Origin of the sequence: Streptomyces diastatochromogenes (genome assembly GCF_002242805.1) — a bacterium.
GTDB classification, from domain to species: domain Bacteria; phylum Actinomycetota; class Actinomycetes; order Streptomycetales; family Streptomycetaceae; genus Streptomyces; species Streptomyces diastatochromogenes.
The window spans coordinates 139,345-160,616 of record NZ_MCGQ01000026.1; the positions used below are offsets into that span (position 1 = coordinate 139,345).

Annotated in this window: 15 protein-coding genes; 5 read left to right on the plus strand and 10 right to left on the minus strand. The window is 73.0% G+C overall.

Translation table 11 applies throughout. The features are described from left to right. Positions 1–53: 53 nt before the first annotated feature. The 4 genes from BEK98_RS28855 to BEK98_RS28870 all read right to left on the minus strand — a co-directional run bounded on the left by BEK98_RS28855 (position 54) and on the right by BEK98_RS28870 (position 9,534). Positions 54–6,962: a type I polyketide synthase gene (locus BEK98_RS28855; protein WP_094219605.1), complete on the minus strand. Its 6,909-nt coding sequence runs from the start codon at positions 6,960–6,962 to the stop codon at positions 54–56. A gap of 98 nt (positions 6,963–7,060) precedes the next feature. After that, complete coding sequence (locus BEK98_RS28860; RefSeq protein ID WP_094219606.1) at positions 7,061–7,918, minus strand: thioesterase domain-containing protein; 858 nt, start codon at positions 7,916–7,918, stop codon at positions 7,061–7,063. Then, complete coding sequence (locus BEK98_RS28865) at positions 7,902–8,168, minus strand: acyl carrier protein (RefSeq protein ID WP_094219607.1); 267 nt, start codon at positions 8,166–8,168, stop codon at positions 7,902–7,904. Before BEK98_RS28865 ends, BEK98_RS28860 begins: the two co-directional genes overlap by 17 nt. 511 nt (positions 8,169–8,679) lie before the next feature. Further along, the gene (locus BEK98_RS28870) at positions 8,680–9,534 is read right to left on the minus strand and encodes an AraC family transcriptional regulator (RefSeq protein WP_244202044.1); all 855 of its coding nucleotides are present in this window, start codon (positions 9,532–9,534) and stop codon (positions 8,680–8,682) included. 211 nt (positions 9,535–9,745) lie between these two features. On the opposite strand from BEK98_RS28870, the gene BEK98_RS28875 reads away from it, so the two are divergent. The 3 genes from BEK98_RS28875 to BEK98_RS28885 all read left to right on the plus strand — a co-directional run bounded on the left by BEK98_RS28875 (position 9,746) and on the right by BEK98_RS28885 (position 14,880). Next, positions 9,746–10,537, plus strand: a complete 792-nt coding sequence (locus BEK98_RS28875) for an IclR family transcriptional regulator (RefSeq protein WP_094219609.1) — start codon at positions 9,746–9,748, stop codon at positions 10,535–10,537. Between the two features lie 183 nt (positions 10,538–10,720). Then, complete coding sequence (locus BEK98_RS28880) at positions 10,721–11,884, plus strand: exonuclease SbcCD subunit D (RefSeq protein WP_094219610.1); 1,164 nt, start codon at positions 10,721–10,723, stop codon at positions 11,882–11,884. Then, positions 11,881–14,880, plus strand: coding sequence for an AAA family ATPase (locus BEK98_RS28885; protein WP_094219611.1), 3,000 nt, complete (start codon positions 11,881–11,883; stop codon positions 14,878–14,880). The genes BEK98_RS28880 and BEK98_RS28885 overlap by 4 nt, the downstream gene beginning before the upstream one ends. A 24-nt stretch (positions 14,881–14,904) precedes the next feature. Here BEK98_RS28885 and BEK98_RS28890 read toward each other — a convergent pair whose 3' ends face one another. From BEK98_RS28890 to BEK98_RS28900, 3 genes are all read right to left on the minus strand, one after another. Beyond that, positions 14,905–15,468, minus strand: a complete 564-nt coding sequence (locus tag BEK98_RS28890) for a hypothetical protein (RefSeq protein ID WP_094219612.1) — start codon at positions 15,466–15,468, stop codon at positions 14,905–14,907. Between the two features lie 11 nt (positions 15,469–15,479). After that, positions 15,480–16,709 (minus strand): MFS transporter, encoded by a 1,230-nt coding sequence (locus tag BEK98_RS28895; RefSeq protein ID WP_094219613.1) that lies wholly within the window; start codon positions 16,707–16,709, stop codon positions 15,480–15,482. Positions 16,710–16,770: 61 nt separating this feature from the next. Next, entirely contained in the window at positions 16,771–17,217 is a 447-nt protein-coding gene (locus BEK98_RS28900; protein ID WP_094219614.1) for an Lrp/AsnC family transcriptional regulator, read from the minus strand. 94 nt (positions 17,218–17,311) lie between these two features. Here BEK98_RS28900 and BEK98_RS28905 point away from each other — a divergent pair, with 94 nt between their 5' ends. Continuing rightward, a complete protein-coding gene (locus BEK98_RS28905; protein WP_179851777.1) occupies positions 17,312–17,785 on the plus strand; it encodes a rhodanese-like domain-containing protein in 474 nt (157 codons plus the stop codon). Between the two features lie 23 nt (positions 17,786–17,808). Then, the gene (locus BEK98_RS28910; RefSeq protein ID WP_094219615.1) at positions 17,809–18,324 is read left to right on the plus strand and encodes an immunity 21 family protein; all 516 of its coding nucleotides are present in this window, start codon (positions 17,809–17,811) and stop codon (positions 18,322–18,324) included. A 6-nt stretch (positions 18,325–18,330) separates the two neighbouring features. Here BEK98_RS28910 and BEK98_RS28915 read toward each other — a convergent pair whose 3' ends face one another. From BEK98_RS28915 to BEK98_RS28925, 3 genes are all read right to left on the minus strand, one after another. Continuing rightward, complete coding sequence (locus BEK98_RS28915; RefSeq protein ID WP_094219616.1) at positions 18,331–19,560, minus strand: cytochrome P450; 1,230 nt, start codon at positions 19,558–19,560, stop codon at positions 18,331–18,333. Positions 19,561–19,649: 89 nt separating this feature from the next. Continuing rightward, positions 19,650–21,038: an NAD(P)/FAD-dependent oxidoreductase gene (locus BEK98_RS28920; protein ID WP_094219617.1), complete on the minus strand. Its 1,389-nt coding sequence runs from the start codon at positions 21,036–21,038 to the stop codon at positions 19,650–19,652. Continuing rightward, entirely contained in the window at positions 21,028–21,270 is a 243-nt protein-coding gene (locus BEK98_RS28925; RefSeq protein ID WP_094219618.1) for a ferredoxin, read from the minus strand. Before BEK98_RS28925 ends, BEK98_RS28920 begins: the two co-directional genes overlap by 11 nt. Positions 21,271–21,272: the final 2 nt, after the last annotated feature.

Below are 21,272 nucleotides of genomic sequence, written 5' to 3' on the forward strand. Positions count from 1 at the left end.
CCGGCGGGCGGTCGGGGAGGCCGCCCGCCGGGACCGGCGGTCCGTATGTCGGCTCAGCGGCCCGCGAACTTGGCGGCCAGCTGCGGGGTGGACACGAGGGAGACGTCGGTGAACCGGGACAGCACGCGTCCGTCCGGGGCGCACGCCGTCACCGTGAGACTCGCGGTCGTACCGTTCGCCGACACCGGCTCCACCACCACGACGAACGGTCCGCCGTCCGGCAGCGCCTCGTACAGGTCGACCCGGCCCACCGACATCGGCAGGCTCGCCGTGTCGCGGTACCGGCGCATCCACACCAGCGCGGCCTGCAGCAGCAGATCGGCGGTGCCGGGCGCGTACCGGTCGCTCGTGAACGCGCCGTCGGCGGGCCGGTGTTCGGGCAGGGCGCACTCGACGACCAGCCGGGCCTCGCCGGACTCCAGCACCCGGCGCAGGCCGCGCAGGGACGGGCCGTGGAAGAGGGTGCCGTCGGCGTAGCAGCCCTGGGCGTCGCTGCCGCCGCCCAGGGCGGGCAGGCCGGTCAGGGGCCCGGGCCGCTGTCCGGCCGCGGTGCGCAGGAGCACGCGGGCCGCGTAGTGGGGGCGTACGGCACCGTCACCGGTGACCGACCGGATCGCCACGTCCGCCTCGGCGCCGTCCGGCGTCGGGTCGACGGAGAGCTGGAAGCGGCTGCCGTCGAGGCCGCCGTCGAAGACCACGCCCTTGTGGATCACGAAGTCCCGTATCTCCGCGACCGCGGCACCGGTCAGCCGCTCGACGGCGCCCGCGGCCCAGCCGAGGGCCGCAGCGGCGGGCAGCACCGGGGCGTCCCCGATCACGTGGTCGGCGACCAGCGGCTCGCCGGCCAGGCCGGACAGGTCCCGCTCCAGGACGACCGGGGCCGTGGGCGCGGTGTGCTCCGGCGCCGACAGGGGAGTGGTCGGGCCGAGGACCGTGATCACGTCACCGGACCGCTCGGGCGCGAACTGCTCGGTGAACAGCCGGGTTCCGGTGTCCTCCGGGATGAGGGTGATGCCGCGCTCCTCGAACACCGCCTTGATCTGCGGCGACACCATCCCGCTGTCCCACGCGCCCCAGTTCAGCGCCGTGACGTGGGCCTCGGGGTGGCTGCGCTTGAACGTGGCGGCCCAGGCGTTCAGCACCTCGTTGGCCATCGCGTAGTCGGACTGCCCGTGGTTGCCGAAGAACCCGGCCACCGACGAGAACAGCACCACGTGGCGCAGCCGCTCGGCCGGTACCGCCGCCACCACGGAGCGCAGACCGCCGAGTTTGACGGCGAAGACCCGGTCGATCTCGGCCGCCTTCTTCGCGCTGATCAACTGGTCCGCGAGGACGCCGGCGCCGTGCACCAGACCGGTGATCCGCTCCCGGTACGGCGCCAGGGCGGCCGCGGTCGCGGCGGCGTCGGTGATGTCCACCGGCAGGTACGCGACCTCGCTGCCCGCCGCCCGGATCCCGGCGAGGGTGTCACGGACCTCGCGCTCACCGATCACCGACTGGTAGAGCTGCTCGACCCGCTTCGGGGTCGGCTTCTCGCCCGCGCCCCTCAGGTGCTCCACGGCGGCGGCCTTCAGCGCGGCCGCGTCGGTCAGGCCGTGTGCCCACTCCGGCTCCTCGCCGAGGGCGGTGCGGCCGAGCAGCAGCAGGCCGGGACGGTACGCGGTGGCCAGGGCGGTGGCGCAGCGGGCGGTGATGCCACGCCCGCCGCCGGTGACGACGAGCAGATCGCCGGAGCCGGGCGCGGCGCCGGGAGCGGCGGGCGCGGCCGGCTCCTCGCCGAGCGTCAGACCGACCCGGCGCGTGCCGTCACGGCCCACCTGCACGGGGCCCGCGGCGGCGTCGTACACCTCCTCCAGCACCAGGCCCGCGGCCTCGGCCGCGCCCAGGGCCGGGCTCAGGTCCAGCGCCCGGCAGAAGAGCGTGGGCGCCTCCACCGCGAGAGTCTTCACCAGCCCGCCGACGCCGCCGGCGGGCGCCGCGTCCTCGGCGACACCGCCGTGGCCGAAGGAGCCGTCGAGGCGGGTGACGGTGACGAACGCGGCCCGGTGACCGCTCTGGGCGGCGGCGGTCAGCGGGGTCACCGTGTGCTTGGCGATCAGCAGCGTGTGCGCGAGCCGTCGTACACCCTCCGCCCAGGGCAGGTCGTCCGCGGCGGCGAAGACCAGCACGAGATGGAGCGAGCCGGTCACCGACTCCTCGACACGGGCGGCCAGTTCGGTGGCGCCCCAGCCGGTCAGGGCGGTGTCCTGCGCCCCCGAGACGCGCTGCGGCACGCCGGGCAGCCGGAGCACACGCACCTGCCGGCCGGCCTCTCCGAGCCGGGCCGCCGTGGCCGCGGCGACCTCACTGCCGTCGTCGACGACGAGTACGACACCGTCCTGGGGGTACGCCCCGACGAGCTGGTCCGGAACGGGCAACCCGACGAGCGCGGCCTGCCCGCGGCCGAGGGCACCGGGGGCGGGGGCGTCGGTCTCGGCCTTCGGCTCATGCCGAGGCGGGGTTGCGGGCTCCGGGCTGCCGGACAGGCCGGTCACGAAGCCCACGATGTCGCTCAGGGTGCGGAGTTCGGCGAGCTGTTCGGGGCCGACGGGGGTGGGGCTGGGGAAGCGTTCCTGGAGGACGCCCATGATCTCGACGCGTTTGATGGAGTCGATGCCGAGGTCGGCCTCGACGTCCATGCCGAGGTCGAGCATGTCGGCCGGGTAGCCGGTCTTCTGCGAGACGACGTCGAGCAGCGCGGCGCGTACGTCGTCCGAGGAGGCGGCGGGGACCGAGGGCTCGGCGGAGGAAGCGGCCGGCGCGGCAGGGGCGTTCAGCTCGAAGACGAAGCCGACGATCTCGTTCAGGGTGCGGAGTTCGGCGAGCTGTTCGGGGCCGACGGGGGTGGGGCTGGGGAAGCGTTCCTGGAGGACGCCCATGATCTCGACGCGCTTGATGGAGTCGATGCCGAGGTCGGCCTCGACGTCCATGTCGAGGTCCAGCGTCTCCGCCGGGTAGCCCGTCTTCTCCGAGACGACACCGAGGAGGGCGGCGGCGATGTCCGCCGTGCTGACCACCACCCGCGGAGCCGTGGCGGCCACGGTGGCCGTGGCCTTGGGCGTGTCGCTCAGCACTCCGCCGAGGCTCAGGACGAAGTCCACGATCTCGCCGAGCGTGCGGAGTTCGGCGAGCTGTTCGGGGCCGACGGGGGTGGGGCTGGGGAAGCGTTCCTGGAGGACGCCCATGATCTCGACGCGCTTGATGGAGTCGATGCCCAAGTCCGCCTCCACGTCCATGTCGAGATCGAGCATGTCGGCCGGGTAGCCGGTCTTCTGGGACACCACGTCCAGCAGCGCGGCCCGTACGTCGTCGGCCGAGGCGCCGGAGGCCGGGTTCTCGGCCGTCGGCACGACCTGGGTCTCTGCGGGGGTCTCGGCCGTGGGCCGGGCGGGGGGAAGAGCCGCCGGGGCAGGCGCGGTCGGGGGCTCCAGGGCCGCGGGCGCCGGAGCGGCGGGAGCCTCGGGCAGCGCCGCCACCGGCGTTGCGGGCGCGGGGACCACGACCGCGGGGGTCTCGGCGACCGGGGCTGCCACCGGGGCGGCGGCGCCGTACTCCAGGGCCGCCAGGTCCCGCAGGATCTCGTTGGCCCGCAGATGCGTGCGCCCGATCGCGAGACCGTGCTCCTTGACGGAGGCGACGCCCGGGAGGACCTCGTCGACGCGGCCCTGCTCGTCGGCCCGCTCCAGCAGCCCCATGAGGCGCTGGGCGCTGGACAGCTGACCGCTGAGGTAGTCGTCGTGCAGGGCCAGGTGGTCGGCGAGCAGCCCGGCGAGCCGGTCGTCGGGCGCGGGGGCCCGGTGTTCCTCTGCCATGAACTCGTTCTCCAGGACGTCCAGTGGGGCGGGCTGCGCCAGGGGCGCGGCCAGCGGGGCGGGGGGCCGTTCGACCGGCGTGACCTGCTGGGCGACGGGGTGCGGCGCGGGGGCCGGGACGACCGCCGGGGTGGCGACAGCCGAGGGAGCCGGGGAGGCCGACACGGTCGGGGCCGTGGAGGCGGTCGTGACCGGCGCCAGGGAGCCGGCCGTCGCCGGGGCCGGAGAGAAGGCCGTCGCGGGGGCCTGAGAGCCGGCCACCGCCGGCAGCGAGACCCGGTAGCCGTTCTCCACGGCCTCCCGGTAGGCGGCCCGCCGGGCCTCGGGCACGTGGTTGATGCCGTTGAGCGGCACGGTCATGCCCTTGACCGGCTCCTCGTGCGGCGGCTCGGCCACATAGCGGTCCGCGACGGCCAACGGCACGCCCAGGACGGCCAGTTGGGCCACGGCCCGCTTCAGCGTCAGCTCGGCGTCGCCCTTGTCGCCCGGGTCGAGCTGCACGGCGAAGTGCTCGCGCTCGCCGAGGATGCGACGGACCAGCTGCGTCAGCACACCCTTCGGGCCGAACTCGACGAACGTGCGGAAGCCCGCCGCGTACATCTCCTCGATCCGGTCGGCGAACTCGACCGGCTTGACCAGCTGCTCCACCAGGGTGCGCCGGTTGCCGTCGGCGTCCGGGCCGTACGAGGCGCCCGGCGAGTTGGCGAACACCGGGCGGCGCGGCGCGCCCACCACGGCGTCGGCCACCCGCCGCCCGAACTCCTCCACGGCGTGGGCGACGAACGGCGTGTGGAAGGCCGCGGACACCGGCAGCCTGAGTGCTCGTATCCCGGCCGCGCCGGCCGCCTCCACCAGGCGCTCCACGGCCTCCGTGGCGCCGCCCACCACGACCTGGTCGGGGGCGTTGCGGTTGCAGACGGTCAGCTCCGGGTGCGCGGCGAGCAGCTCGCGCACCCGCTCCTCGGCGGCGCTGACGGCGGCCATGGCGCCGGCGTCGAAGTCCGGGTCCGCGGGCGGTGCCATCGCCGCGCCCCGGGCCCGGGCCAGGGCGAAGTAGGTGTCGTCGTCGAGGGCCCCGGCGGCCCACAGGGCGGCCAGCTCGCCGAAGCTGTGGCCGAGGAACCCGTCGGCGGCGAAGCCCAGTTCGGTCAGGTAGCGGAAGTGGCCGGCCGCCAGCGCGCCGATCGCGGGCTGGGCGTACTCGGTGCGCCGCAGGGCCGTCTCCTGGGCGGTGCGGGTCGCCTCGTCGAAGGCGGGCGGCGGGAACGCGATGCGGGACAGCGGGAGTTCGTGCCCGGCGAAGGCCGCGTTCGCCCGGTCGAAGGCCTCCCGCAGCGGAGGCAGCGCGAGCATCGCCGTGCGGCCGGGCTCGACGTACTGGCTGCCCTGCCCGGCGAAGAGCGCGCCCACCTTGCCGGTGGGGGCGGCGGACCGGCGGAAGTAGACGCCCTTGGGGTGTGACCAGGACTCGGCCGACGGCTTGGCGCGCAGCTCGGCCGCGGCCAGGGCGCGCAGCTCGGCGAGTTCGGCGTCGCTGCCGGCGACCAGGGCGAGCCGGGGATGATCCGCCGGAGCGGTTTCGGTACGGGGCTCCCCGCCCTCGCCGACCACCCGCACCAGCTGCTCAATGTCAGGGGCATGCCACATGAACACGCGGTTCACGGGGAACATCACCCGCAGGTCGGAGCCGTCGCCGAACTCCTCCATCACCACATGGAAGTTGGTGCCGCCGAAGCCGAACGACGACACGCCCGCCCTCCGCTGCGGCCGGGCCGGGTCGAGGATCCAGGGCCGGGTGCGGGTGCCGACGTAGAACGGGCTCTGGGCCCAGTCGAGCGCCGGGTTCGGCCGGTCCACGTTGATGGTGGGCGGCAGCAGCTTGTGGTGCAGGGCCAGCGCCAGCTTGATCATCCCGGCCGCGCCCGCCGCCGCCTTGGTGTGGCCGATCTGCGACTTCACACTGCCGACCGCCGCGAACTGCCGCTCCTTGGTGAACTCCGACACGACCGCCGACAGCGCCGACAGCTCGGTCGCCTCACCGACCGCGGTACCCGTGCCGTGTGCCTCGAACAGCTCGACGGAGGCCGGGGAGCAGTCCGCGTCCTCGTAGGCCCGGCGCAGCGCGGTCATCTGCCCCTCCTTGCGGGGGGCGTAGATGGACTTGAAGCGGCCGTCGCTGGAGGAGCCGATACCGCGGAGCACGGCGTAGATCCGGTTGCCGTCCCGCTCGGCGTCGGCGAGCCGGCGCAGCGCCAGCATGCCGATGCCCTCACCGATGAGCGTGCCGTCGGCGTCCCCGTCGAACGGGCGGATACGGCCCTTCTTGGAGAACGCGGGCGTCTTGCTGAAGCACAGGTACATGAAGATGGTGTTCTCGGCGTCGCAGCCGCCCACCAGCATCGTGTCCGAGCGCCGCTCCAGCAGGTCGCTGACCGCCGCCTTGACCGCGCCGAGCGAGCTGGCGCACGCCGCGTCGATCGTCATGTTGGTGCCGCCGAGGTCCAGGCGGTTGGCGATACGGCCGGCGACGACGTTGCCGAGCATGCCGGGGAAGGAGTTCTCCTCCCAGGGCGCGAAGGCCAGCTTGAACTTCTCCGCGATCTCCTCCGCGTCCCGCTCGGTCAGCCCGCAGGAGCGGACGACCTCCTTCAGGACCGGCGTCTGGAGCCGGGCGGTCAGCGGCTGGGTGAGCTGGTTGGCGCCGGTCACGCCCAGCACCACACCGGTGCGCGAGGCGTCGTACCAGTCCTGGTCGGCGCCCGCGTCCTTGAGCACGTCACGGGCGACGACGAGGCTCAGCAGCTGCAGCACGTCGGTGACTTCGAGGGTGTTGGGCGGCAGCCCGAACTCCAGCGGGTTGAACGGGACGGTGGGGATGAAGCCGCCGCGCTTGGCGTACGTCTTGTCGGGTGCGGCGGGGTCGGGGTCGTAGTGCTCCGACACGTCCCAGTGGGTCGCGGGCACGTCCTCGATGCAGTCGGCCGCGGAGACGACGTTGGCCCAGAACTCGCGCAGATCACGCGACTTGGGGTACAGGGCGGACAGGCCGACGATCGCGATCGGATCCCGGGCGAGCCGGCGATCGAGGTCGGAAGGGTGCGAAGCGTTCACGGCGAGGCTCTCTTGGTCGGAACGGCTGGGCCCGTGGGGGTGTGGCCCGGATCGGTTCGGGACCTGCGGGTGGCGCGTGGAAGAGGAGCGAGGCAGGTTCATGCTGCGTGCAGCAGCGGGGCGATCACACCGAGGGAGTCGGGTCGGCTGAGCATCGTGTAGTGGTCGCCCGGACAGCCGTACCGGGTCAGACCGTGCGGGGCGAGCGGTGTCCAGCCGAGGGTGGGGTCGTCCGGGACGAGGCTGCGCTCGGCCTGCACCAGCACCAGCGGAAGCGGTGCGGGGTCGGGCCGGTAGGGGGCCGTCAGCCGGTTGTTGCGCAACAGCCCGTCCACGTAGGTGTCGTAGAGCTTGCGCAGGCCCGGCAGCGGGGTGCCCGGGAGCAGGGCCCCGGCGGCGACGGCCGCGTCGAGCACGACGGGCAGCCCGTCGTCCACCCCGCGGCCGGCGATCGCGTCGGGGCCGAGCCCGAACGGCTTGCCCCGCTTGGCCCCCAGGTACATGGCGAACCAGCCGAGGAGCAGGTCGGGTTCGAGCGCCTCGTCGGGCTGCTTGTACTCCTCGGTGGGCGCGATGCTGTCGAGGAGCACCAGGCGCTCGGGGCGCCGTTCGGCCGGCATCGCCCGGGTCATGGCCAGGGCGAGCACACCGCCGAAGGACCAGCCCGCGAGCGTGTACGGCACCCGGACCGGTTCCATCGCGGCGAGCAGCCGGCCGGCCAGGGCCGGCACGGTCGTGTCGGCCCGGCCGCCGTTCAGCGCCGCCTGCGCGTACTCGTCGAGCGCGCCCAGGTCCAGTACGGTCAGCCCGTCGCCCTCGGGCAGGGCGTCGGCCAGGCCCCGGTGGACCTGCGCCGCGAGCGCGCCGGGATGGACGACGTAGACGGTGCGGCGGCCGGCCGCGGCGGCCCTGAACTCCAGGGCGACCGGCGGCCGGCGGTCACGCGGCGGTCGCACGCCGGTCGCTCTCCTCGGCCAGGTAGGACGCCAGGTCCTTGATGGTCGGGTGGTACCAGAGCGTCGTCGTGCTCAGCTCGAAGCCGAGCCAGTTCTCCAGCTCGCCCGCGAGAATGAGCGCCTCGGTCGAGTCGAGGTCCAGCTCGTCGAAGTACACCTCGCGCGAGACCTCGCCCGGCGCCACGCCGAGGCGAAGGGCGATCTTCTCGATCAGCCAGGTCTCGGCCTCGGAAGCGGTCACTGCGGCCATGGTGGGTCGTCCTTCCTCAGGCGCGGCTCCGGGGCATCCGGAGGCGCGTGCGGTTGATGGGGGCGTGCACCGGCCCGTCGTGCTCGGGGCATACGGGCACACGGCGGCGCGTCGACCCGTACGGGTGCACGACGGCCGTTTCACGATGCGGTGCGTATGACCCCGCGGCCGACCGGGTTTCCGCCCGGTCGGCGGGGTTCGAACCCGGAACGTCGGCCCGGAACTCGGGCCGGCCGGGGAAACGGGGGAGATTTGAGCGGTGTTCTTCTTTGGGGGGGTTACCACTGCCGGGGAGGGCAGAAAACAACTCGTCAGTAATCTGGCGGGTGGTCAGGTCGAGCGGTGGTCAGGTCCGTCTTTCTGGTACAGACCTGCAGGTCCACGGTGTCTTCGAGTGGCCGCCCGAAGCACGCAGGCACAGTCTTGCCAGCTTCCGGATTCCCGAACAACCGCTCTTCCAGAGAGTGGAAAGAAATCCTGGTTACGGGAGTTGGCCTGGTGGTCGAATGCGTTACCGGAAGGTGAAATGTCCCCCGGAATCGAGGGATTCGGGCTGGCTGCGGCTCCGCGCGTCCCGCCGGAATGCCCCGGGTGCCATATTCACGCGCCGCCCGAAGAACTTGCCGAAGTTGGTGACCTCGGAGAAGCCGAGATGACGGGCGATGGCGGCGATGGGCAGGTCCGTGTGGACCAGCAGCCGGCGCGCCTCGAGCGCGACCCGGGCGTCGATCACGTCCTTGGCGGACGTACCGGCGATGGCGCGGCAGGCCCGGGACAGCGCGCGCGTACTGCAGTTGAGCCTGGTGGCGTAGTCCTCGACCAGCCGGGTGGAGCGGTAGGCGACCTCCAGCTCCTGGCGGAACCGGACGAACAGCTCGCCCGCCTCACCGCTCGGCGCACCGACGTGGGCGTCGTCGTGGCGCACGCGGCACACCTCGTCGACGCGTAAGAGCACCACGGCCAGCAGATGCTTGAGCACCTGCTCGCCCACGCCCCGGTCGGGCCGCTCGAACTCTTCCTGAAGATGCGTCAGGACTTGCTGGAACAGCGGCAGTTCGCCGTCGCCCAGCTGCCAGTGCCAGGGGCGCAGCACATCGTCCAGCAGTCCGAGGCCGGCGTGCATCGGCAGCGGGAACGACTCGGTGAACATGAGGATTTCGGCCTCCATGTCGTTCGGGAACGACTGGATCACCTGGTTCGGCCGGGTCCACAGCAGCGTGCCCGCGGAGCACGGTATGCAGGTGGAGTCGACGGAATATCGTCCGTGGCCCTTCGTCACCAGCATGATCTGGTGGAATTCGAGCCGATGCGGAGCGGTGAGCAGGCTCAGGGGCGCCCGGGTGCGCAGGTCGCGCAGCGTCGACATCGCGATACCGAGGCCTGGTCGGCAGATCGGGGTGTACGGGACGACAGGGATCGGTAACGAAGAGAAATCGACCATGAACGTTCCGAGATCGACCTTCCTAGGGCTGCTTGAAGACTTGATGATAGCGGTGGCCGCCCGTCACCGGTTCACGCCTGGTGTCAGCACGAGTTATCAAGCACCCGTGACCTGCAGGTGAAGGGAACTGAACGGGATGACCACCTCCCCCTCCGGCGCCCCCGAGCGCTCCGTCGTCGACCGGACGCTGAGCATTCTCGGCGCCTTCGACCGCGACAACCGCACCCTGACCCTGACGGACATCAGCCGGCGCTCCGGGCTGCCGGTCGCCACTGTTCACCGCATCGTCAACAAGCTCACCGGCTGGGGAGCCCTGGAACGGTGCTCCGACGGTCTCTACAGCATCGGCCTGCGACTGTGGGAGACGGCCGTACTGGCCCCGCGCAGCTCGTCACTGGCCGAGGCCGCCCAGCCGTACCTGGTCGAACTGCACAGACAGACCTCGCTCGGGGCGACGATCGCCATCCGCGACGGCGCGGAGAGCGTCTGCCTGTCCATCATGAGCAACCAGACCGACCTCGCGGAGCTGTACGGCCATCCGGGCGGCCGACTGCCGCTGCACGCGTCCTCGGTGGGCCTGGTGCTGCTCGCCCACGCGGGCGCGTCCGTGCGCAGCGCGATCTGCGCCGGTCCGCTGCCCGCGTACACGCCCGCCACGATCACGGACGGCACCGCACTGGGGCGCACCCTCGTCCGGATCAGACGCGAGGGGCACGCGCTGGTCCGCAACACGCTCACCGAGGGACGGGGCGGGCTCGCCGTCCCGGTGCGCGACGGCCGCGGAGCCGTCGTCGCCGCCGTGGGGGCGGTGGGGCACGTCGACCTCGTCCAGCCGGTCCGGCTGCTGCCGCACGTCCGCGCCGCGGCCGAGGCCATCGCCCGGAGCGTCCGGTCGTGCGGCTGGCGGGATGTGGAGGTCGGCACATGATTTTTATGGATATCAGGGACAATTCCGGGCGCCCCGGGCGTGGCGGCCGGGCGCACATCGAGATCCGTGGTGGATCAGGTGCGCCGAGGCATTAGCGTGGTGGGTGCTGTGCGCGAGCCTGTCCGGGTTCGTGCGGGTCCTTGAGGTGCTGGATGGGGTAGGCGTGCGGGTCGGAGCGGTGTCGTGAGAGTGCTGCACACCTCCGACTGGCATCTCGGCCGGGCCTTCCACCGGGTGAACATGCTCGGGGCCCAGGCCGACTTCATCGGTCACCTCGTGACCACCGTGCGCGAGCACGCGGTGGACGTGGTGGTCGTGTCCGGGGACGTGTACGACCGCGCGGTGCCCCCGCTCGCCGCGGTCGAGCTGTTCGACGACGCCCTGCACCGCCTCGCCGGCCTCGGCGTGCCCACGGTGATGATCTCCGGCAACCACGACTCGGCCCGCCGCCTCGGCGTCGGCGCCGGACTCATCGACCGCGCCGGCATCCATCTGCGCACCGAGCCGTCCGCCGCCGGCACCCCGGTCGTGCTCGCGGACGCCCACGGCGACGTGGCCTTCTACGGCCTGCCGTACCTCGAACCGGCCCTGGTGAAGGACGAGTTCGCGGTGGCGAAGGCCGGCCATGAAGCCGTGCTCGCCGCCGCCATGGACCGCGTCCGCGCCGACCTCGCCACCCGCGCCCCGGGCACCCGGTCCGTCGTCCTCGCCCACGCCTTCGTCACCGGCGGCCAGGCCAGCGACAGCGAGCGGGACATCACCGTCGGCGGCGTGTCCGCGGTACCCGCCGGGGTCTTCGACGGCGTCGACTACGTGGCGCTCGGGCATCTGCACGGCTGCCAGACGATCACCGAGCGCGTGCGCTACTCGGGCTCCCCGCTCGCCTACTCCTTCTCCGAGGCCGACCACCGCAAGAGCGTGTGGCTGATCGACCTGGCCGCCGACGGCTCGGTCACCGCCGAGCGCCTCGACTGCCCGGTGCCGCGCCCGCTGGCCCGCGTCCGGGGCACCCTGGACGACCTCCTCGCCGACCCCGCTCTCGCCCGCCACGAGGACGCCTGGGTCGAGGCCACCCTCACCGACCAGGTCCGCCCGGCCGACCCCATGGCCCGGCTCACCGAGCGCTTCCCGCACACCCTCAGCCTGGTCTTCGACCCGGAACGGGCCCCGGACGCCCCCGAGGTGTCGTACGCCCGGCGCCTGGCCGGCCGCAGCGACCAGCAGATCGCCCAGGACTTCGTGGCCCATGTGCGCGGCGCCGGGCCCGACGAGCAGGAGGCGGCCGTGCTCCGGGACGCCTTCGACGCGGTGCGCGCCGACGACGCGGTGCGGGAGGTGGCCCGGTGAGGCTGCACCGGCTCGACATCACCGCCTTCGGGCCCTTCGGCGGCTCGCAGACCGTCGACTTCGACGCGCTGTCCGCCGCCGGCCTCTTCCTGCTGCACGGCCCCACCGGCGCGGGCAAGACCTCCGTCCTGGACGCCGTCTGCTACGCGCTCTACGGCTCCGTGCCCGGCGCCCGGCAGAGCGGCCAGGGCATGCACCTGCGCAGCGACCACGCCGAGGCGGGCATCCGCACCGAGGTCCGCCTCGAACTCACCGTCGCCGGACGCCGGTTGGAGATCACCCGGCAGCCGCCGTGGGAGCGGCGCAAGCTGCGCGGCACGGGCACGACCGTCGACAAGGCCCAGACCTGGCTGCGCGAGTACGACGCCACGGCCCGCGTCTGGAAGGACCTCAGCCGCTCCCACCAGGAGATCGGCGAGGAGATCACCCAGCTGCTCGGCATGAGCCGCGAGCAGTTCTGCCAGGTCGTCCTGCTGCCCCAGGGCGACTTCGCCCGCTTCCTGCGCGCCGACGCCGGCGCGCGTGGCCAGTTGCTCGGCCGCCTGTTCGACACCCAGCGTTTCGCCGACGTGGAGAAGCGGCTCGCCGAGCGCCGGAAGGCGACCGAGGCCCGGGTACGGGAGGGCGACGCCGCGCTCCTCGCCGACGCGCACCGCATGCAGCAGGAGGCGGGCGACGCGATGGAACTGCCCGAGCTGAGCCCCGGCGAGCCGGGCCTGGCCGAGGCCGTCCTCGGCGCCGCGGCCGTGGCCCGCAGCACCGCGCGGGAGCGCCTCACCGTCGCCCACTGCCGCCTGTCCGCCGCCGAGTCCGGCCATGCCGCCGCGCAGCGCACCCTGGACGAGGCACGCGAACTCGCCCGGCTGCAGGGCCGGTTCGCCGAGGCCCGGCAGCGGGCCGAGCGCCTTGAGGAGCGGGCCGACGCCCACCGGGAGGCGCGGGAGCGCATGGAGCGCGGCCGCAAGGCCGAGGCGGTGGCACCCGCGCTGGAGCTGCGCGAGACCGCCGAGGACGAGCAGCGCCGGGCCGCCCGGGCCGAGGCGCACGCACGCGGGATGCTCCCCGACTCCTACGCCGAGGCCGGCGCGGCCGGACTCGCCTCCGCCGCCCGCCGGGCCGCCGAGGAGCTGGGCGGCCTGGACGCGGCCCGGCGCGCCGAGCGGCGGCTCGCCGAACTGGTCGACGAGCGGGCCGGGTTGGACCGGCAGGAGCGTGCCGACGAGGACGTCCTGCGCGAGGCCGACGCCTGGCTCGCCGAGTGGGACGCCACGCGCGGGGCCCTGCAGTCCCGCATCGAGTCCGCCCAGGAGGCGGCCACCCGCGCCGAACAGCTCGCCGTCCAGCGCGAACCCGCACGCCGCCGCCTGAACGCGGCCCGGACCCGGGACGAGCTGGCCGCCGACCTGGAGGAGGCACAGCACCGGGCCCTCGCCTCCGGACAACGCGCCCTGGACGCCCGCGCCCACTGGCTGGACCTCAAGGAACAGCGCCTGAACGGCATCGCCGCGGAACTGGCGGCGCACCTCACCGACGGCGCACCCTGCGCCGTCTGCGGGGCCACCGAACACCCCGCCCCGGCCCGCAAGGTCGCCGGACACGTCGACCGCGAGACCGAGGAGCGCGCCCTCGCCGCCCAGCAGCGCGCCGAGGGACAGCACACCGAGGACGAACGGCGCCTCGGCGTCGTACGCGAGGCCCTGGCCGCCGCCACGGCCGAGGCGGGCGACACCCCTACGGCTCAACTCGCAGCCCACGCTGATGAGTTGGAACAGGACTACGCACGCGCCCGTCGCGACGCCTCCGCCCTGCACGCCGCCCAGGAGGAGCTGCGGCGGGCCGAGCACGAGCGCGAGCGGCGCCAGGCCGACCGCCAGCAGGCCGCCGTACGGGCCGCCTCCCGGCTCACCCGTCGCGAGACCCTGGAACGCGAACAGGCCACCCTCGAACAGGAGTTGACACAGACGCGCGGAACGGCGGCCAGCGTGGCCGCCCGCGCTGCCCAGCTGGAGCGACAGGCGGCACTGCTCACCGAAGCCGCCGACGCCGCCCGCTCCGCCGAGGACGCCACCCAGCGCCTCAAGGACGCCGACGCCCGCCTCGCCGACGCCGCCTACCGTGCCGGCTTCGACACCCCGCAGGCCGCGGCCGCCGCCCTCCTGGACGACGCGGCCCACCGCGACCTGCAACACCGCCTGGACGCCTGGCAGTCGGAGGAGGCCGCCGTACGCGCCGTGCTGGCCGAGGCCGACACCGCGGCCGCGGCCCAGCAGCCGCCCGCCGACCTCGCGGCGGCGGAGCGGGCGGCGGCCGAGGCGGAACGGCGGCTGCGCGAGGCCGCCTCCGCCCGCGACGCGGCCGCCCGCTGCGGCACCGAGCTGGACCGCCTCTCCGCCCGCGCCACCAAGGGCGTACGCGGGCTCGCCCCCCTGCGCGCGGAGTACGACCGGGTGGCCCGGCTGGCCACGCTCACGGCGGGCACCTCCGCCGACAACGAACGCAGGATGCGCCTGGAGTCGTACGTCCTCGCGGCCCGTCTGGAGCAGGTCGCCGCCGCCGCGACCGTACGGCTGCAGCGCATGTCCTCCGGCCGCTACACCCTCGTCCACTCCGACGACCGCACCGGACGCGGCCGCAGCGGGCTCGGGCTGCACGTGGTGGACGCCTGGACCGGCCGCGAGCGGGACACCGCCACCCTGTCCGGCGGCGAGACCTTCTTCGCCTCCCTCGCCCTGGCCCTGGGCCTCGCCGACGTCGTCACCGACGAGGCCGGAGGCGTCCGCCTCGACACCCTCTTCATCGACGAGGGCTTCGGCAGCCTCGACGACCAGACTCTGGACGAGGTCCTCGACGTCCTCGACTCCCTCCGCGAACGCGACCGCAGCGTGGGCATCGTGAGCCATGTGGCCGACCTGCGCCGCCGGATCCACGCCCAACTCGAGGTCGTCAAGGGCCGGTCGGGGTCGTCGCTGAGGCAGCGGGGTGCGGACGGCCCCTGAGCCCACCGCGCCGGCGAGCCGGCCTCATCGGCTCCCGCCGGCAGCGCGGTCGTGTCCGAGCAATCGGGCCTGCTCCCTCTTGAGCTGTGTGAACCTGTCGCGGATGTACTCCCTCAGCGCCCGGCCGGGGAAGGTGATGACCGACAGGTGCTCTTCGTAGTTGCCTTGGGCCCAGCGCGCGGCAGTGATCTCGTAGCCCGAGACGTGGGCGCAGAGCTGGAGGAGGGCATCAGGCATCTCCTCTTCGATGAGGAGATCGGCCTTGGTGACCACGACGTCTCGCATGGCCTTGATGTTGGGGATGAAGACGGTCGTGGCCCAGATACGCCACTCCGCGAGTTCCTGCTCGGTGGGCGGAGTCTCGTGCCGGAACGGGTCACTACCGTCGGGACGGGCGTACTTCACCGACCAGGTGTCGTAGGTACGGCTGTTGGCTTCCATCAGAGCGAACAGCGGCCCGTAGAAGTCACTCAGCTGCTGGTTGACCCGCGTGAGCCGGGCCTGTCTCTGCGCAAGACGCAGGCCGTTCAGGTAGGTCGCCAGGTAGCCGATGAGCGCCAGCCCCACGGTCACGATCACTGTAGCCATGACCAGCGATGCTAGAGACTGTGCCGGGGCGTCGCGGTGAGTCTGCGGACCTGCGGCGACAGCAGGGCCGCGCACGTGGCCAGAGCGATCACGGCGGCACAGGCCGCCAGCGCCTCCCGAGTACCGACGACATCGGCAACGGGCCCGGCCACGAGCAGCCCGAGCGGGGCGAAAGCCAGTGAGCCGAACCAGTCGTAGGAGCTGACGCGGGAGAGGGCTTTTTCGGGGACCTCACGCTGGATGGTTGTGGACCAGAGCACGGCGAAGACATCCGCGGCGATGCCCGAGCAGAACATGGCCACTGCGATCAGCCAGACGGGGGCTGAGACAGCGAGCAAGGCGATGGGCAGGGCGGCCGGGAAAGTGGCCAGAACCGCGACCAGGACGGGCCTGTTCACCCGGACCCGCGCGGCCAGGCCCGCACCGGCGACAGTGCCGAGGGCCTGGGCCGCGACGATGAGCGACCAGGCCCGGGCCCCGCCGAGATGCTCTTCTGCAACGAGGGGTCCCAGGACGCCGACGTTGGCGTTGAGTGCCGCGACGACGAAGGCGTACTGGGCGACGACCACCCACAGCCACTGCCGGGAGGCGAACTCCCGCCATCCCTCCCTCAGATCGTCCCAGCCCGAGGACCTCTTGGCCGCCCGCCCCGGAGCCCGCAGGCGGGCGGTCAGGATCGCGCTGACGATGAAGGACGCGGCGTTGAGGGCCAGTGCCCAGCCGGCCCCGATCCACGCAACCGCGACGCCGGACAAGGCCAGACCCAGCAGCAGGCTGCTGTTCGTGCACACCCGCAGCAGTCCGTTCGCCTGCTGGAGCCTGTCCGCAGAAACGACCAGCGGCACCAGACCGTCCATCGCGGGAGAGAACAGGGCGGTCGCGGTGCCCGCCACAACCGCCAGCACACACATCAGGACCAACGGCGCGTGACCGGACAGCACGAGGCCCGCCAGACCGGCATAGGCGGCAGCGCCCACGATGTCGGCGACCACCATCAGCCGAGCGCGTGACATCCGATCCGCGATCACCCCGCCGGCCAGGATGAACACCAGCTGGGGCAGTGCCTGACAGGCCACCACCAGCGACAGCCGCCCCGGCGTCGCCCCGGGCAGGGCCAGAACGGCGAAACCCAGCGCCACGCGGGCAAAACCATTGCCCAGCACCGATATGGTCCGAGCCGAAGCGAGAAGAAGAAACCGCTGGTCACCCCAGAGGGAGGACCGATCGGGGGTGGTAGGCATGGTGCCGCACTCTACGCGGCGATCATCGTGCTACGACCGTTGACCGCGGCCGATGGCCAGTTCAGTGCCCCAGCGGACGGCGCGGCAGCGGTGAGGAGTACACCACGCTCGTGGTCACCGAACCCAGCGTGCCGATGCGGCCGGAGATCTCCTCCAGGTGGGGCATCGAGCGCGCGGCGACCTTGATGACGAAGCAGTCGTCGCCGGTGACGTGGTGGGCCTCGAGGATCTCGGGGGTCGCCGCGACCAGGTCGTGGAAGGGCTTGTAGTTGCCGTTCGGGTAGCGGAGGCGGACGAACGCGAGGATCGGGAGGCCGAGGCGCTCGGGGTCCACGACCGCCGCGTACCCCTGGATGACACCGGCCTCCTCCAGTCGGCGGACCCGTTCGGTGACCGCGCTCGCTGACATGGAGACGGCACGGGCCAGCTCGGCAAAGCTGGCCCGGCCCTCGCGCTGGAGGACGTCGAGGATGCGCCAGTCGGTGGCGTCCGGGGAATACACGGTCATCCCGGATGGATAGCAGGGGAATCCCCGGCCGATCAAGAGGAACCCCGGGGATCGTCACTTCAGGGAGCCGGGCGGTGGTCATAGATTTTTGGCCATGATCACCAACACCGTGAACCCCGTCCTGCGGGTCGCCCCCGCCGCCCCCGCCGAGGCCGCCGCCTACTTCCGGGCCAGCCTCGCCTTCCACGCCGACGTCTCCGATGTGGCCGCCGCGCTCGCGGCCGACGGCGACCCCGGCTTCGTCGTGCTCGACTCCCGCTCCACCGAGTCCTGGGACCAGGGGCACGTCCCGGGCGCGATCCACCTGCCCACCGCGCTCATCCCCGAGCAGGCCGAGCAGCTTCTCGACAAGTCCGTGCCGGTGGTGACGTACTGCTGGGGCCCCGGCTGCAACGGCGCCACCCGCGCCGCCCTCGCCCTGGCCGAACTCGGCTACCAGGTCAAGGAGATGCTGGGCGGCTTCGAGTACTGGGCACGGGAGGGCTTCGCCTACGAGACCTGGCAGGGGCCGGTGCGCCGGGACGCCGACCCGCTGACGGCACCTGTGGACGGCGAGTGCGGCTGCTGACACCGCCCGTGTAGGTTCTGCCCATGGCTCGATACGCGGATCCAGGCGCACTGGAGTGGGTGGAGTCGGGCGGCGGCCCGCTGATAGCCGTACCGGAGACGGTGCTGCCGTTCTGGGCGGGCGCCGACAGCGAGGAGTTCGCCACGGACTACGACCGCGCGTGCGAGGTCGACGGTTACGTCGGCCTGCTCCCGGTCGGCGACAGCGCGGCCCTCGTCTTCGGCGACGAACCCGCCTCCACCTCCTATCTGCCCGACCACGGCACCTTCGTGCGCTGGTCCGCCGCGAACTCCGAGAGCGAGCTGCTGGCCCAGATCCCCGGCGCGCTCGACGCGGCCGTGTGGGAACACGAGATCCGCTGGAACGTGCCCGGCCCGGTGGTGCTGTTCGACTCGGCCTGGCCGGGCGGCGCGGCGGAGGGCGCCGAGCACCTGCGCGTCCCGCTGGCACCGGGCCCGTACGCGGTGAGTGCCGCCTACGCCCAGCCCGGCCCGGAGACCTGGGTCGGCCTGGTCCAGCTGAGAAGGCTCGCGGACTGAGCCCGGTCAGCGCAGCCCGTCGAAGGTGATGTTCAGATGGCGCGGGCCGCGCAGCACCGCGTTCGGCCGGTACGGCGGCGGGTCCTCGACGAGACGGGGGTTCTCGAGCCGCCGGGCCAGCTCGGACAGCGCGATCTGGGCCTCCAGCCGGGCCAGCGGAGCACCGAAGCAGCTGTGGATGCCGCTGCCGAAGCCGAGGTGCTCGATGTCCTCGCGGTCCGGGTCGAAGCGGTCGGGGTCCTTGAACCGCTCCGGGTCCCGGTTGCCGGCGGCGAGCACCAGCCAGATGCGGGAGCCCTTCGGGATGGTGACACCGCGCACGTCGATGTCGGTGATGCAGGTGCGTTGCGGCAGGAGCTGTACGGGCGGTTCGTAGCGCAGCAGCTCCTCGATGATCTTCACGGACAGGCCCGGGTCGGCGCGCAGCCGCTCGAGGTACTCCGGGTGGCGCAACAGCGTGAGCATGCCGTTGGTGATCAGGTTGACCGTCGTCTCGTGGCCGGCGATGAGCAGCAGCACCGCGGTGCTGAGCACTTCCATCGTGGTCATGGTGCCGTCCGGACCGTGACTGTTCACCAGGTCGGACAGCATGTCGTCGCGGGGCTCCCGGGCGCGCTGCTCCACCAGCCCGTTCAGGTACATGCCGAGCTGCAGTCGTGCCTCCTGTGCGGTCTGCTGGGATTGGGCGCCCGTGCGGGCGTCCGGGTCCAGGCCGGCGACGATGGGGTCCACCCAGGAACGGAAGCGGGGCTCGTCCTCGCGCGGTACGCCCAGCAGTCGGCAGATGACCGTGACCGGGAAGGGGTAGGCGAACTGGTCGACCTCGTCGATCTGCCGGGCGTCCCCGAAGCCGTCGATCAGTTCGGTGACGATGCGCTCGAGTTCAGGGCGCATCGACTCGATCCGGTGCGGCCGGTGCGGCGGGCCGAAGGAGCTGTTGGCCATCCGCCGCAGCCGGTCGTGCTCCGGCGGGTCGAGCCGGATGAAGCTCGGCGGCAGCCCCGTCGCCTCCGGCCCGGACAGCTCGTCGTCGCCCGCGGCGGTGACGTTGCTCGCGTCGGAGCTGATGCGAGGGTCGTGGAGCAGGTTCTCGATGTCCCAGTACGAGCTGATGACGTACGGACCGCCCTCCTCCTCGTGCAGCACCGGGGTCTTGCGGAGCTCCTCGTACAGCGGATACGGGTTGGCGCGGTTCGCGTAGTCGGTGATCTGGCGCAGGAGCGAGGCGTGCGTCATGCGGGGTCCTTGGGGCGTGAAGGTCCGTGGGGTGGGGGAAGGGCCGGGCGTCCGGGTCGGTGGGCCGGGGGAGAGGCCGGCCGCCCGGGTCAGTGGGCCGGGGTGAAGACCAGCTGCCGGTCGGTCGGTGAGTAGCCGCTGAGGGTCACGGTCGGGCCGTGGGTCGGCAGGGACGGGTCGGGGAAGTCGGCCGGGACCGGCTGGCGTCCCTCGGGACGGCGGTCCACCGTCGGGTACTCCACCGGGAACGGCGCGCCCCGCTCGATCTCCCGCTGGTAGAACTCGAGCCAACGGGTGTTGTCGAAGCTCACGGCGGCGATGATCCGGCCCTGGAACCCGTAGACGCCGACGAAGCGGCGTTCGGCCAGGGAGCCCTGTGTGATCATGATCTGCTCGCCCATGGGCGGGACACCGACGGACTTGATGTTCACGCGGAACTGCGACGACCAGAAGGCGGGCACCCACAGGTGCGGGCGGCGGTCGCTGCTGGGGCTGATCATGTTGTGCGCGGCGATCTCGGCCTGGGCGACGGCGTTGCCCCAGTGTTCGAGGGAGAGGAACTGGTAGCCGAACAGCGCGTGCGGGGACCGGGCGACGTCACCCGCGACGAAGATGTCGTCGGTGACGATGCCCCGGAAGTCGAAGGCGCGGCACCCCGCGTCACAGGCGATGCCCCGGGGGCCCGCACCGAGCCCCGACCCGGTCAGCCACTCGGTGTTGCGCATCGAGCCGAGCGAGACGACCACCAGGTCCGTCTCGACGACGCTCCCGTCGGACAGATGGGCGGCCTTCACCCGGCCCACCGAGTCGCCCTCCAGGCCGGTGACCATGACACCGGTGCGCAGGTCGACACCGTTCTCGTGGTACAGCTCAGCGGACACCGAGCCGATCACCCCGCCGAGGGCTCCCACCAGGGGCCCGCCCGCGCGTTCGGCCACCGTGACCGCGAGGCCCATCTCCCGGCAGGCCGAGGCGATCTCCGACCCGGCGAACCCGGCGCCGATGATGAGGACACGGCGCGGCCCCGCCTTCAGCCGCCGGTACAGGGCGGCCGCGTCGCCCCGGGTCCGCACCACGAAGACGCCGTCCAGCTGTGCCTCCGCCTCCTTCGGCCAGGGCCGGGCGCGCACACCGGTCGCGATCAGCAGGCGGTCGTACTCGACCTCGTCCCCGTCGGCCAGCCGCACCCGCTTGGCGGTCATGTCGAGGGCGCTCGCCGGGACTCCCAGGCGCCACTTCGCGTCGATCTCGCGGCGCCGGGGCAGCTCGGTGTGGAGCGGGTCCGCCTTGCCCAGCAGGACCGCCTTGGACAGCGGCGGCCGGTCGTACGGCTCGTACGGCTCGTCCCCGATCAGGGTGAGTTCCCCGGCGAAGCCCTCGGCGCGCAGGGTCTCGGCGGCCCGCAGGCCGGCCAGCGAGGCGCCCACGATCACGATCCGGCCCTCGCGCCTGAGCCAGTCCAGGTAGTCAGCGGGCATCGGACGCCTCCCGGCCGGACGCGGCGCTCTCACCGGCGCCGTCCAGACCGTCGGCAGTGATCGCCTGCACCGGGCAGGCGGCGACGGCACGCGCCACCCGCTCCCGCTGCTCCTCCTCCGCCCGCGGGTTGTACACCAGCGACTCCTCGCCGTGCATGGCGAAGACGTCGGGCGCGAGGAACGCGCACTGGGCGTACCCCTGACACTTGTTGAGATCGACGACGAGCCGCATCG

What these genes read in the sequence shown, in the direction of transcription:
- BEK98_RS28920 (WP_094219617.1), bottom strand. Translation starts at nt 21,038, where the DNA reads ATGCCCGCTGACTACCTGGACTGGCTCAGGCGCGAGGGCCGGATCGTG.
- BEK98_RS28910 (WP_094219615.1), top strand. Translation starts at nt 17,809, where the DNA reads ATGGCTCGATACGCGGATCCAGGCGCACTGGAGTGGGTGGAGTCGGGC.
- BEK98_RS28870 (WP_244202044.1), bottom strand. Translation starts at nt 9,534, where the DNA reads ATGTCGACGCTGCGCGACCTGCGCACCCGGGCGCCCCTGAGCCTGCTC.
- BEK98_RS28895 (WP_094219613.1), bottom strand. Translation starts at nt 16,709, where the DNA reads ATGCCTACCACCCCCGATCGGTCCTCCCTCTGGGGTGACCAGCGGTTT.
- BEK98_RS28915 (WP_094219616.1), bottom strand. Translation starts at nt 19,560, where the DNA reads ATGACGCACGCCTCGCTCCTGCGCCAGATCACCGACTACGCGAACCGC.
- BEK98_RS28875 (WP_094219609.1), top strand. Translation starts at nt 9,746, where the DNA reads ATGACCACCTCCCCCTCCGGCGCCCCCGAGCGCTCCGTCGTCGACCGG.
- BEK98_RS28890 (WP_094219612.1), bottom strand. Translation starts at nt 15,468, where the DNA reads ATGGCTACAGTGATCGTGACCGTGGGGCTGGCGCTCATCGGCTACCTG.
- BEK98_RS28865 (WP_094219607.1), bottom strand. Translation starts at nt 8,168, where the DNA reads ATGGCCGCAGTGACCGCTTCCGAGGCCGAGACCTGGCTGATCGAGAAG.
- BEK98_RS28900 (WP_094219614.1), bottom strand. Translation starts at nt 17,217, where the DNA reads ATGACCGTGTATTCCCCGGACGCCACCGACTGGCGCATCCTCGACGTC.
- BEK98_RS28905 (WP_179851777.1), top strand. Translation starts at nt 17,312, where the DNA reads ATGATCACCAACACCGTGAACCCCGTCCTGCGGGTCGCCCCCGCCGCC.
- BEK98_RS28925 (WP_094219618.1), bottom strand. Translation starts at nt 21,270, where the DNA reads ATGCGGCTCGTCGTCGATCTCAACAAGTGTCAGGGGTACGCCCAGTGC.